Raw genomic sequence first — 11712 nt, forward strand, 5'->3', positions numbered from 1 at the left:
GCGGAACATGTTGCGGCTCATCCAGTCGGCGCTGGACAGGAAGAGCGCCTCGCCAGGGTCAGCTTCGGTGCCCTCGGCCCAGCGGAAATACAGCACCCGCGTGTGCTCCAGGAAGCGCCCGACGACGGAGCGCACGACGATGTTGTCGCTGACGCCGGGCAGCCCCGGCGGCAGCATGCAGGCGCCGCGCACGATGAGGTCGACCTTGGCGCCGGCCTGGGCCGTGCGCAGCAGGCCGTGGATGAGCTCGGCATCGGTCAGCGCGTTGATCTTCACGACGACGCGCGCGCCCTTGTAGCCGGCCAGGGCAGCGGCCTCCACCTGGGCCAGCAGCTCCAGCATGCGGCTGTGCATGTTGAAGGGCGCCAGCAGCATGCGTCGCAGCGCCTTGAATTTGCCCAGGGACGCGAGCTGGCGAAACACCGAATCGGCATCGGCCGTCAGGTCGGCATCGGCCGTCAGCAGGCCGAGGTCGGTGTACAGGCGCGCCGTCTTGGGGTTGTAGTTGCCGGTGGAGATGTGGCCGTAGCGGCGCAGCTTGCCGTTCTCGCGCCGTGTGATCAGCAGCAGCTTGGCGTGGGTCTTGTAGCCGACGATGCCGTAGACGACCTGGGCGCCGACGGCCTCCAGCCGCTCGGCCCAGTTGATGTTGGCTTCCTCGTCGAAGCGCGCCTTCAGCTCGACGACAGCCATCACTTCCTTGCCACGCCGCGCCGCCTCGATCAGCAGGTCCATCAGCTCCGACTTGGCGCCGGTGCGATAGATGGTCTGCTTGATGGCCAGCACCTCGGGGTCGACCACCGCCTCGCGCAGCATCTGCACGACGGGGTCGAAGCTCTCAAAGGGATGGTGCAGCAGCACATCGCCCTTCTTGAGCTTCTCGAAGATGGACTTGTGGCGCGGCAGCCGGCCGGTCGGCCAGGCCGGTTCAAAGGGCGTGAAGCGCAGCGGCGGCGCGTCGGTCTGGTCGATCAGCTCGTTCAGCCGCACCAGGTTGACGGGGCCGTTGACGCGGTAGAGCGCCGCATTCGGCAGGCCGAACTGCTCGAGCAGGAACTCCGACAGCTCGGCCGGGCAGGTGTTGACCACCTCCAGCCGCACCGCGCGGCCGAAATGGCGCGTCGTCAGCCCGGAGCGCAGCGCGTGGCGCAGATTGGCGATCTCCTCCTCATCCACTTCCAGGTCGGAGTCGCGTGTGACGCGGAACTGCGAGAAGGCCTCGACCTTGCGGCCGGGAAAGAGATCTTCCAGGTGGGCGCGGATGACGCTGGTCAGCAGCACGAAGGCCTGGCGGCCGTCGCTCAGGTTGGCCGGCAGCTTGATGACGCGCGGCAGCACGCGCGGCACCTTGACGATGGCGATGCGGTTGTCGCGGCCGAAGGCGTCCTTGCCCGACAGCCGCATGATGAAGTGCAGCGACTTGTTGGCCACCTGCGGGAAGGGGTGGGCCGGGTCCAGCCCCACGGGCACCAGCAGCGGCCTGACCTCGCGCTCGAAATACTTGGCCACCCAGTGCCGCTGCGGCTCGTCGCGGTCGGCGTGGTTGAGCACGACGATGCGCCGCTTGCGCAGCAGCGGCGTGAGCTGCTCGTTGAAGATCAGGTATTGCTCGTCGATCAGCGTGTGCGCCGCGCGGCCGACGCGTTCGACGTCCTGGCTTGTCACGGTGCTGAGCGGATCGCGCACGGCCTCCAGCATGTCGGCGAAGCGCACCTCGAAGAACTCGTCCAGGTTGCTCGACACGATGCAGACATAGCGCAGCCGCTCCAGCAGCGGCACATCTTCACGCTGGGCCTGGGCAAGGACGCGACGATTGAATTCAAGAATGGCCTGCTCACGGTTGAGCAGCTTCAGCGGGGTCGGGTCGGTCATGAAGAAAAGTGTATGAAGCTTGTGTGACAACGGCTTGAAATGCCCCCGGGATAATCCAGGCCCATGCACCTGATGATCCCCCATGCCAGCGCGCTGGACGAAGCCGCGCGGCATGCCTTCGGCACCCTGCCCCTGCCCAACCTGGCTGCGCAGCTGAACCGGCTCACTCCGGCCGAGACCTGGGGGAGCGACGAGCTATCGCCGCAGCCGCCGCATCACATCGCGCTGGCAGCGCTGCGCCAGCAAGCCGAGCCAAGCGCCGCGGCCTGGGCCGTCGAGGCCGGGCCCGAACTGGCCTGGGCGCTGATGAGCCCCGTGCACCTGGCCGTCGGCAGCGATGGCGTCGATGTGCTGCCGCCCGCGGCGCTGCGGCTGTCCGAATCCGACGCGGCGCGCTTCACGGCGCTGCTGCGCGAACTCTGGCCCGAGTCCGAAGGCTGGCAATGGCGGCTGCTGGACGCCACGCACTGGGCCATCGGCCACACCACAGCGCTGGATGACCTGCGCGCTGCCAGCATCGAGCGCGCCGGCGGCCGGCCCATCGAGCCCTGGCTGCCGCAAAACCGCGTGCTGCGCCGCTGGCAGAACGAGGCCCAGATGCTGCTGCATGAGCACGCCCTGAACCTCGAGCGGGAAGCACGCGGCGAGCATCCCGTCAACTCGGTCTGGATCGGCGACATTGGCCGCAGCAACGGCAAGGCCGCCGACGTGACGGTCGATGCCCGCCTGACCGAGCCGCTGCTCAACGGCGACCTCGCGGCCTGGGCCGAGGCCTGGCAGCGCCTGGACGCCGGGCCGCTGGCACAGCCCCTGACCAGCCTGACGCTGTGCGGCGAGCGCTTCGCGCGTCGTTTCACGACCCAACCGCTGTCCTTCATCGACAAGTTGAAGCGGCGCTGGCAAACGCCCGAGGTGAGCGCCGTACTGGAGGCGCTATGACTTCGCCTCGCCTTGTCGAACGCGACGTGCCGCCGCGCACGGCCTGGGCGCTGGAGCAGGCCGGCGTCGCACCCCTGATGGCCCGCCTGCTCGCGGCCCGCGGCGTGCGCGAGGCGGGCGAGCTGGACGAGAGCCTGGCCCAGTTGCTGCCGCCCACYGACCTGAAAGGCCTGCTGGAGGCCGGCCGGCTGCTGGCCGACGCCATCCAGGGCGGCGAGCGCCTCGTCATCGTGGCCGACTACGACTGCGACGGCGCCACTGCCTGCGCCGTCATGCTGCGCGGCCTGCGCCTGCTCGGCGCGCAGCCCGAGCAGCTCGGCTATGTCGTGCCGGACCGCGCCGTGCACGGCTACGGGCTGACGCCCACCATCGTCGACCTGGCGATGGCGCAGAAACCGACTCTGCTCGTGACGGTGGACAACGGCATCGCCAGCCTCGCTGGCGTGGCGCACGCCCGCGCCCAGGGGCTGAAGGTGCTGGTCACCGACCATCACCTGCCAGCCCTGGTCGATGGCGTCGTCGTCGTCCCAGATGCCTCTGCAATCGTCAACCCCAACCAGCCGGGCTGCACCTTCGCGAGCAAGTCGCTGGCCGGCGTCGGTGTGGCCTTCTATGTGCTGATGGGCCTGCGCGCCGAGCTGCGTTCACGCGGCGCGTTCGCTGACGTGCCGCGCCTGGACGGCCTGCTCGACCTCGTGGCTCTCGGCACGGTGGCCGACGTCGTCAAGCTCGACGCCAACAACCGCCGCCTCGTTGCGCAAGGCCTCAAGCGCATGCGCGCCGGCCGTGCGCAGCCGGGCGTCATGGCGCTCTTCAGCGCGTCCAAGCGCGACGCGAGCAAGGCCCAGGGCTTCGATCTCGGCTTTGCGCTCGGGCCCCGCATCAACGCGGCCGGCCGCCTCGCCGACATGACGCTGGGCATTGAGACGCTGACCACCGACGACCCCGAGCGGGCGCTGCAGCTCGCCACCCAGCTCGACGCCATCAACCGCGAGCGCCGCGAAATCGAGAGCGGCATGCGCGAGATGGCAGAGGCGCGGCTGGATGCCCTGGTCGAGGCGCTGCAAGGCGCCCTGCCCCCCGCGGTGGCACTGTTCGATGCCGACTTCCACGAGGGCGTCGTCGGCATCGTCGCTTCGCGCATCAAGGACCGCGTGCACCGCCCCACCTTCGTCTTCGCGCGCGGTGCCGACGGCAACCTCAAGGGGTCGGGCCGCTCCATTCCGGGTTTCCATCTGCGCGATGCGCTGGACCTCGTCAGCAAGCGTGAGCCCGAGTTGTTGGCCAAGTTCGGCGGCCATGCGATGGCGGCCGGCGCGACGCTGGCGGTCGACGATGTGAACCGCTTCGCGCTGGCCTTCGCGCGCGTGGCCGAGGAATGGCTCAACGAGCAGGACCTGACCCGCACGCTGCGCCATGACGGCTCGCTCGCGCCCGATGCCGCCACGGCCGAGACCGCACGCCTGCTGGACGCCCAGGTCTGGGGCCAGGGCTTCGAGGCGCCGGTGTTCTGTGATCGCTTCGAGCTGATCTCGCAGCGCCTCGTTGGCGAGAAGCATCTGAAGCTGCGCCTGCGCCGCGGCGGCCAGCTCATCGACGCCATCTGGTTCAACCACGTCGACATGCTGCCGGAGCGCGTCACGCTGGCCTACCGGCTGAGCCTGGACGAATGGCAGGGCCAGCAGCGCGTCCAATACGTCATTGAAGCCTGCGCCGAAGGCTGAGGCGTGACGGAGTTGGCAGGGACGCACGCCCTGCCGCCCCAAGTCACCGGAGTGTCACGGACGCTTTCAAGAATCCGCCCGGCCAGCCAGCCCGGAGCCTCCTCATGCGCGCCACCGCGCCCGATCCCCTTGCCGATGCTCTCGATCGCCTGATCGAGCAGCGCAGTTTTGACATTCACTTCCAGCCCCTGGTCGCCATCGACAGGGCCGACATCTTTGGTTTCGAGGCGCTGACCCGCGCGCCTGCCGACGGCCCGCTGCATTCGCCCCTGGTGCTGTTCGAGGCCGCCGCCCGGCTGGGCCGCCTCGTCGAGCTGGAACACCTCATCATTCGCCGCGCCATTCAGCGCTTCAAGGCCCTGGGGCTGCCGGGCCAGCTCTTCCTGAACGTGACAGCAGACACCCTGCTCGGTGCCCGCGAGCATGCCGGCCTGCTGGCCACCGAGCTGGCTGAACTCGGCCTGCCGACCTCGCGCGTCGTCATCGAGCTGACCGAAACCCGCCCCATCGAAGACCTGGCCCAGCTCGACGATGCGCTGCAGGCGCTGCGCGACCTCGGCTTTCGTGTGGCGCTGGATGACCTCGGTGAGGGCTTCGCCTCGCTGCGCCGCTGGATGGAGATGCGGCCGGACTTCGTCAAGATCGACCGCCACTTCATCGACGGCATCGCCCAGGAGCCGCTGAAGCAGCAGTTCGTGCGCTCCATCGTCGAGATGGCCGTGACCAGCGGCTGCGAGGTCGTCGCCGAAGGGCTGGAGCAGGAGCCCGACCTCGACGTGCTGCGCCGCCTGGGCCTGTCCATCTGCCAGGGCTATCTGTTCGCCCGCCCGAGCGCGACGCCGCGCGCCAGCCTGAGCGCCCAATGGAGCGGCCGACTGGCCGCTGACGCCCAGCCGCGCCTGCTGCAGAACGACCTCGCGTTGCCGCTGACCCAGGGCGCCATCACCAGTGCCGCCCAGCTGGCGCGTCGCGGCCTGACGGTCACGCCCGAGACCAACTGCCGCAGCATCGTCGACCTCTTCCACCGTGACGAGCAACTGCTCGCCATCCCCGTGCTGGACGCCCAGCAGCGGCCGATTGGCGTGCTGCGCTCCCTGCATGTGCTCAAGCGCAGCACCGAGCGTTATTTCATGGACATCTTCGACAAGCGCAGCTGCGTCGAGTTGATGGACGCCAATCCGCTGGTGTTCGACGTCAGCACGCCGCTGCGCGCGATGAGCGACGCGATGGCCAACCTCGACGAACGGCTGCTCGTCGACGGCTTCATCGTCACGCGCGACGGCTGCTACCTCGGCTCGGGCCGCAGCTCCGACCTGCTCAAGGCCGTGTCCGACCTGCAGGTGCATTCGGCGCGCTATGCCAACCCGCTGACGCTGCTGCCTGGCAATGTGCCCATCGACAACCACCTGGACCGCCTCATCGAGGCCAGTGAAACCTTTGCCGCCGTCGTCTGGGACATCGACCACTTCAAGCCCTTCAACGACGTCTACGGCTACCGCATCGGCGACGACATCATCCGCCTGGCCGCCCGCGTGCTGACCCAGGCCGCCGACCCGCAATTGGACTTCGTCGGCCACATCGGCGGCGACGATTTCGTCATGGTGCTGGGCAGCACCGACTGGGAGGACAGGCTCACCCGCGTCTGCCAGGCCTTCGATGCCGGCGTGCGCAGCTTCTTCTCCGCCGAACACCTGACCGCTGGTGGCTACATCACGCTGAACCGGCAGAACCAGCCCAGCTTCCACCCGCTGCCCACCATCTCGGCCGGCGCGGTACTGCATCTGCCCGGCAGTTTCGACAGCGCCCACGCGCTGAGCGCCGCCCTGGCCGAACCCAAGCGCGTCGCCAAAGGGCGCGCCGGCGGCAGCCGCTTTTTTGTCGACCGCCGCACGCCGCAGCGCGCCCTGCTTGCGGCCTGACCTTTTTCCGCCACCAGCAACTTGCGCTTGCGCTCACKTCAGGGTCAGGGCCACCGGAAGGCCGCTTGAGCAGGAGGGGTGAGAAGCGCTTCCTACAATGGCGCGGTGAACCTCGACCCCACCCTGAACGCCGACCTGCACTGCCATTCCGTGATTTCGGATGGGACGCTGACGCCCGAGGCCCTGGCCGAACGAGCCAAGGCGGGCGGCGTGGCGCTGTGGTCGCTGACCGACCACGACGAGATCGGCGGCCAGACCCGCGCCATCGCCGCGGCACGGGCGAACGGCCTGGCCTACCTGACCGGCACCGAGATCTCGGTCAGCTTCGCCGGCCGCGTCGTGCACATCGTCGGCCTGGGCTTCGACCATGAGGCGCCCGAGATCATCGAGGGGTTGCGCGCCACCCGCGGCGGCCGCGAACCGCGCGCCCGGGAAATGGCTGCCGGCCTGGCCGAGGTGGGCATCCACGGCGCCTTCGAGGGCGCGCTGAAGTACGTCGGCAACCCTGACCTGATCTCGCGCACCCATTTCGCGCGCTTCCTCGTCGAGGCCGGCCATTGCAGCGACATTCCCGAGGTCTTCCGCCGCTTCCTGACCGAGGGCAAGCCCGGTTTCGTGCCGCACAAGTGGGCGGCGCTGAAAGACGCAGTAGGCTGGATCACCCGCGCCGGCGGCGTCGCCGTCATCGCCCATCCGGGCCGCTATGGTTTCACGCCGACGGAAGAGTACGCACTGATCACCGAGTTCATGGCCCACGGCGGGCTCGGCATCGAGGTCGTCACTGGCAGCCACACCGCGGCGGAGTTCGTGCAGTACGCCGATACGGCCGTCGAGTTCGGCCTGCTGGCCTCGCGCGGCTCGGACTTTCACTGCCCCGAAGAAAGCCGTATCGACCTGGGCACGCTGCCGCCGCTACCGAGCCGGCTGACACCGGTGTGGGCTGAACTGGCTGGTCGGATTCATCACTGATGGCACAGCTCTTCGAAGTCCACCCCGACAACCCCCAGCCGCGCTTCCTGCGCCAATGCGCGCAGATGCTGCAGGCGGGCGGCATCGGTGCCGTGCCGACCGACTCCAGCTATGCCTTTGTCTGCCACCTCAACGACAAGGGTGCAGCCGAAGCCCTGCGCCGCGTGCGCGGCGTGGATGACAAGCACCACCTGACGCTGCTGTGCCGCGACCTGTCGGAGCTGGCCACCTACGCGATGGTGGACAACCGCCAGTACCGGCTCCTCAAGCTCGCCACGCCCGGCGCCTACACCTTCATCCTGCCGGCCACCAAGGAAGTGCCGCGCCGGCTCTCCCACCCGAGCCGGCGCACCATCGGCCTGCGGGTGCCAGAGCACAAGGTCCTCCAGGAGCTGCTGGCCCTGTTCGGCGAACCGCTGCTGTCGACGACGCTGATTCCGCCCGGCGAGACCGAGCCGATGAATGACGCCGCTGACGTCTGCGCCCGGCTGGACCGCCAGCTCCAGTTCGTGCTGGACGCCGGCGCCTGCCCGGCCCAGCCGACCACGGTGCTGGACCTGAGCCAGGGCGACGAGCCCGTGCTGGTGCGCCAGGGGCGCGGCGAGTTGGGCCGGCTGGGCCTGCAACTGGACTGATGCCGCTGCGCGGGATTTCCCCGCAGTTCATCCGCCGCGCCTGCATTTCATCCGGCGGCTCTCGCGCTTGATCGCAGCGGCCTGGAAGGGCGCGGGCTCATTGCCGAAACTGACTCCATCGAACAAGCAATCACGCGGTTCGAAACCCACCGAACGGAGTCCATCATGAGCCTGCAAACTGCCTTCACCGCCGCCGTCCTTGCCTTCTCCGCCATTGCCGCCCAGGCCGCCCCGCAGCCCACCGTCAAGCTGGAACGCGTTGTCGTCACCGGCAAGGCCGTCCGCGCTGAAACTCAAGTGATCGCCCAGCTGCCGCGCGTCGTCGTGACCGGCCACGCCCAGCGTGAAGTGGCTCAACTGCCTCGCGTCGTGATCGTCGGCTACAGCGAAGCCACGCTGGCCCGCCAGACCCTGGCTGCCGCCAAGACCACCGCAAAGCGCGGCTGAGCCGGGCGCCGTCTGAACATGCGAATGACGTCTTTTTCCACCACCGTCGAGCCGAGTCGCCAGTACTGCTGAGCCAGTACTGSCGACTCGGCTCGGCCTATTCCAGGATCTCCTTCAGCCGTGCCCGGTCAAAGCCGATGACGCGCTGGCCGCGCACGACCAGGGTCGGCGTGCCGACGGCGCCCAGGGCCTGGTAGTCGCTCAGGCACTGGGCATCGCGCTCGATGAAGCACTCGCTGAAGGRCACGCCCTCCTGAGTCATCCAGCGCCGCGCCGCCAGGCAATAGGGGCAGGTCTCGGACGAGATCATGCGGATATCGCCCGGCCTGGCGCGCTGCTTCAGCAGTTCGCCGTCCTGCGCTGCAACATGCCCGCGCCAGGCCCAGGAGGCCAGCGCGGTCAGCGCAACGACGACGAGCAGCGAAAGCGGGGGCCACTTCATGGCCCCATGCTAGACCGGCTCAATAAACCTCGGGAACGATGATGTCGTCCGGCACGGGGTTGCGCAGGTAGTCCTCGCGGCGTTCGCGCGCGGGCAGATCGATGTCGGCGTGCGGTACCTCCTGGTAGGGCATCTGGCCCAGCAGGTGATGGATGCAGTTCAGCCGCGCGCGCTTCTTGTCATCCGCCGGCACGACCCACCAGGGCGATTCGGGGATGTGGGTGCGCTCCAGCATCACCTCCTTGGCCGAGGTGTAGGCCTCCCAGCGCCGGYGCGACTCCAGGTCCATGGGGCTCAACTTCCACTGCTTGAGCGGGTCGTGGATGCGGCCCAGGAAGCGCACGCGCTGCTCGTCGTCGCTGATCGAGAACCAGTACTTGATCAGCTGGATGCCCGAGCGCTGCAGCATGCGCTCGAACTCGGGCGCCGAGCGGAAGAACTCCTCGTACTGCTCGTCGGTGCAGAAGCCCATCACGCGCTCGACACCGGCGCGGTTGTACCAACTGCGGTCGAACAGCACGATCTCGCCGGCCGCCGGCAGGTGCGACACATAGCGCTGGAAGTACCACTGCGTGCGCTCGCGGTCGTTGGGCGCCGGCAGCGCGGCCACTCGGCACACGCGCGGGTTCAGCCGCTGCGTGATGCGCTTGATGACGCCCCCCTTGCCCGCCGCGTCGCGGCCTTCGAACAGGATGACGACCTTGTGGCCCGTGTGCTGCACCCAGTCCTGCAGCTTGACCAACTCGCTCTGCAGGCGGAACAGCTCCCGGAAGTAACGCCGCCGCTCGATGGCTTCACCGGCCGGCGCGTCGCTGGCCATCACACCGTGTTCTCGGTCCTCGAGCTCAAGCTCCAGTTCCTCGTCGAAATCGTCCTGCAGGTCGCGGTGAATGCGCTTCACCAGTTCGTCTTCGATGTGGCTCACGAGGGCTCCCGGCCGCAACGGCGGCTGTAGGCCGCGAGCCTAGGCGGGCGATATGGCGCGACTGTGACAAGGAGCTTGACGACATCGTTTACACACGTAATCATTCGCCATCGTTTACGCTCGTAATCAATGACCAGGCCACCCACCCCCATCAGCGACGCCGAAGCCCAGGTCATGCGCCTGCTTTGGCAGCGCGCTCCCCAGGCCGCCGACGAGATCGCCGCGGTGCTCGGGCCCCGGCAAGGCTGGCAGCTTGCCACCGTGAAGACGCTGCTGAACCGGCTGCTGAGCAAGGGCGCCGTGACGGCCGAACGCGACGGCCGGCGCTTTCTGTACGCGCCTGCCGTACCCGAGGACGCCTGGGTGGCCGACACCGGCCTGTCGCTGATCGACCGGCTGTTCGGCGGGCGCCTGGCGCCGCTGGTGGCGCAGTTCGCGTCGGAACGCAAGCTGAACGCGGACGACATCGCGGCGCTGAAGGCGCTGCTGAAGGAGCAGGGGCATGAGTGAGCGGCTGCTGGTGGTGTTGCTGCAGCAGGCTCTGTTGCTGAGCGTAGGCGTCATGCTGATCGCCGCGCTGCGGCCGCTGCTGCTGAGGCGCCTGGGCGCAGGCAGCGCCTACGCGGCCTGGCTGCTGGTGCCGGCGCTGTTGCTGACGCTGCTGCTGCCCCGGCCGGCTCAGGAGCCGCTGCGCGTGGTGCTGCAGGCCACGGGCAGCGCCCAGACGCTGGCCGCGCCTGCGCTGCCAGCGCCGCCGCCGGATCACGCGGCAGCCTGGTTGGCGCTGTGGCTGGGCGGCGCATCGCTTTTCGCCGCGACCCAGTTCTGGCGGCAATGGCGGCTGACGCGCCTGGGCCAACAACTGCCGGCCGGCAGCAGCCCCGCCCTCGTCGGCTTGCTGCGGCCGCGCGTCGCGCTGCCCGTCGATTTCGAACAGCGCTTCTCGCCTGCCGAGCGCGAGCTGATCCTGGCCCACGAGCAGGTGCATCGCGACCGACTGGACAACCTCTGGAACCTGCTCGCCTGCGCGCTGACGGCGCTGCACTGGTGGAACCCGCTGGCCTGGTGGGCCGCGCGCCGTATGCAGGCGGACCAGGAACTGGCCTGCGATGCCGCCGTGCTGGCGGCCCGGCCCGGCGCGCTGGCCGACTACACGCGAGCCCTGCTCGCCGCCCACGATCTCACGCCCCACGGCGCGCCGCTGGCCAGCCGCTGGGGCAGCTCCCACCCTCTCGTCGAAAGGATCGCGATGCTGCACCGCCCCCTACCCCTGAACCGCCGCCGCGCGCTGCTGCTCGCAGCCGGCGTGGCCGCCGTCTCCACTCTGGCCTATGCGGCGGAAAGCCCACCTCTCGCAGCCGGCGCCGGCTTCATCGAGCTGCAGCTGAAGGTGGAGCGCAGCCAGGGTGGCGACAAGTCGACCGTCGAGGCACGCGTCATCGGCCGCGACGGCGAGCGTGTGATGCTGCGGCTCGAAGCCATGGCCGGCGACGAGCCAGGTTGGGTGAAGGAGCCGCTATCGATCACGCTGTGGCCGAAGAAGGCCGGCGACTCGGCGCTCATCAAGACGCACATCAGCCACGGCGAGCCGGGCGTGGAACTCGGCCACCCCAGCGTGATGTCGGCCTGGGGTCAGAAGGCCCGCATCGAGATGACCCGCGCCGGCTCGGACGAAAAGTTCGCACTGGAGCTGACCCCCACGGCCTTGCCCGCCAACTTCCAGCCGCCGAAAAACACATTCTGAGCGAGGAGGCCGCTACAGTGCCGCCTCCCCGAATCCGCCTCCCCGAATCCGCCCCCCTGCAATGAGCCTCGCCGACCTCCGCGCGGCGCTGAACGC

Annotated in this window: 11 protein-coding genes; 8 read left to right on the forward strand and 3 right to left on the reverse strand. The window is 69.0% G+C overall.

The window, feature by feature from the left end; genetic code table 11:
• Positions 1 to 1872 (reverse strand): polyphosphate kinase 1 (ppk1, locus tag ACXJKR_RS12920; protein WP_457323174.1); only part of this gene is annotated, 1872 nt, incomplete at its 3' end.
• A gap of 63 nt (positions 1873 to 1935) precedes the next feature.
• Between ppk1 and ACXJKR_RS12925 the strand changes: the two genes are divergently transcribed.
• The 6 genes from ACXJKR_RS12925 (at position 1936) to ACXJKR_RS12950 (ending at position 8505) form a co-directional block, all read left to right on the forward strand.
• A complete protein-coding gene (locus ACXJKR_RS12925) occupies positions 1936 to 2811 on the forward strand; it encodes a hypothetical protein (protein WP_457323175.1) in 876 nt (291 codons plus the stop codon).
• The gene (recJ, locus tag ACXJKR_RS12930; protein ID WP_457323176.1) at positions 2808 to 4535 is read left to right on the forward strand and encodes a single-stranded-DNA-specific exonuclease RecJ; all 1728 of its coding nucleotides are present in this window, start codon (positions 2808 to 2810) and stop codon (positions 4533 to 4535) included. The genes ACXJKR_RS12925 and recJ overlap by 4 nt, the downstream gene beginning before the upstream one ends.
• 104 nt (positions 4536 to 4639) lie before the next feature.
• A complete protein-coding gene (locus ACXJKR_RS12935) occupies positions 4640 to 6454 on the forward strand; it encodes a bifunctional diguanylate cyclase/phosphodiesterase (RefSeq protein WP_457323177.1) in 1815 nt (604 codons plus the stop codon).
• A 105-nt stretch (positions 6455 to 6559) separates the two neighbouring features.
• Complete coding sequence (locus ACXJKR_RS12940; protein ID WP_457323178.1) at positions 6560 to 7423, forward strand: 3',5'-nucleoside bisphosphate phosphatase; 864 nt, start codon at positions 6560 to 6562, stop codon at positions 7421 to 7423.
• Entirely contained in the window at positions 7423 to 8058 is a 636-nt protein-coding gene (locus tag ACXJKR_RS12945; protein ID WP_056198614.1) for an L-threonylcarbamoyladenylate synthase, read from the forward strand. Before ACXJKR_RS12940 ends, ACXJKR_RS12945 begins: the two co-directional genes overlap by 1 nt.
• Before the next feature lie 165 nt (positions 8059 to 8223).
• Positions 8224 to 8505 (forward strand): hypothetical protein, encoded by a 282-nt coding sequence (locus ACXJKR_RS12950; protein WP_457323179.1) that lies wholly within the window; start codon positions 8224 to 8226, stop codon positions 8503 to 8505.
• Positions 8506 to 8602: 97 nt separating this feature from the next.
• On the opposite strand, the gene ACXJKR_RS12955 is transcribed toward ACXJKR_RS12950, so the two are convergent.
• Positions 8603 to 8947, reverse strand: coding sequence for a glutaredoxin family protein (locus ACXJKR_RS12955; protein ID WP_457323180.1), 345 nt, complete (start codon positions 8945 to 8947; stop codon positions 8603 to 8605).
• A gap of 19 nt (positions 8948 to 8966) precedes the next feature.
• Positions 8967 to 9872 (reverse strand): polyphosphate kinase 2, encoded by a 906-nt coding sequence (gene ppk2, locus ACXJKR_RS12960; protein WP_457323181.1) that lies wholly within the window; start codon positions 9870 to 9872, stop codon positions 8967 to 8969.
• A 129-nt stretch (positions 9873 to 10001) separates the two neighbouring features.
• Here ppk2 and ACXJKR_RS12965 point away from each other — a divergent pair, with 129 nt between their 5' ends.
• Together ACXJKR_RS12965 and ACXJKR_RS12970 are read left to right on the forward strand one after the other, a co-directional pair.
• The gene (locus ACXJKR_RS12965) at positions 10002 to 10382 is read left to right on the forward strand and encodes a BlaI/MecI/CopY family transcriptional regulator (RefSeq protein ID WP_056198634.1); all 381 of its coding nucleotides are present in this window, start codon (positions 10002 to 10004) and stop codon (positions 10380 to 10382) included.
• A complete protein-coding gene (locus ACXJKR_RS12970; RefSeq protein WP_457323182.1) occupies positions 10375 to 11616 on the forward strand; it encodes a M56 family metallopeptidase in 1242 nt (413 codons plus the stop codon). The genes ACXJKR_RS12965 and ACXJKR_RS12970 overlap by 8 nt, the downstream gene beginning before the upstream one ends.
• The last annotated feature ends 96 nt before the right edge of the window (positions 11617 to 11712 follow it).

It is taken from the genome of Roseateles sp. P5_E11 (genome assembly GCF_054049355.1).

Excerpts from the sequence above, each read along its gene's own strand:
- ACXJKR_RS12925 (WP_457323175.1), top strand. The coding sequence starts at position 1,936 with ATGCACCTGATGATCCCCCATGCCAGCGCGCTGGACGAAGCCGCGCGG.
- ACXJKR_RS12935 (WP_457323177.1), top strand. The coding sequence starts at position 4,640 with ATGCGCGCCACCGCGCCCGATCCCCTTGCCGATGCTCTCGATCGCCTG.
- ACXJKR_RS12945 (WP_056198614.1), top strand. The coding sequence starts at position 7,423 with ATGGCACAGCTCTTCGAAGTCCACCCCGACAACCCCCAGCCGCGCTTC.
- ACXJKR_RS12950 (WP_457323179.1), top strand. The coding sequence starts at position 8,224 with ATGAGCCTGCAAACTGCCTTCACCGCCGCCGTCCTTGCCTTCTCCGCC.
- ACXJKR_RS12965 (WP_056198634.1), top strand. The coding sequence starts at position 10,002 with ATGACCAGGCCACCCACCCCCATCAGCGACGCCGAAGCCCAGGTCATG.
- ACXJKR_RS12970 (WP_457323182.1), top strand. The coding sequence starts at position 10,375 with ATGAGTGAGCGGCTGCTGGTGGTGTTGCTGCAGCAGGCTCTGTTGCTG.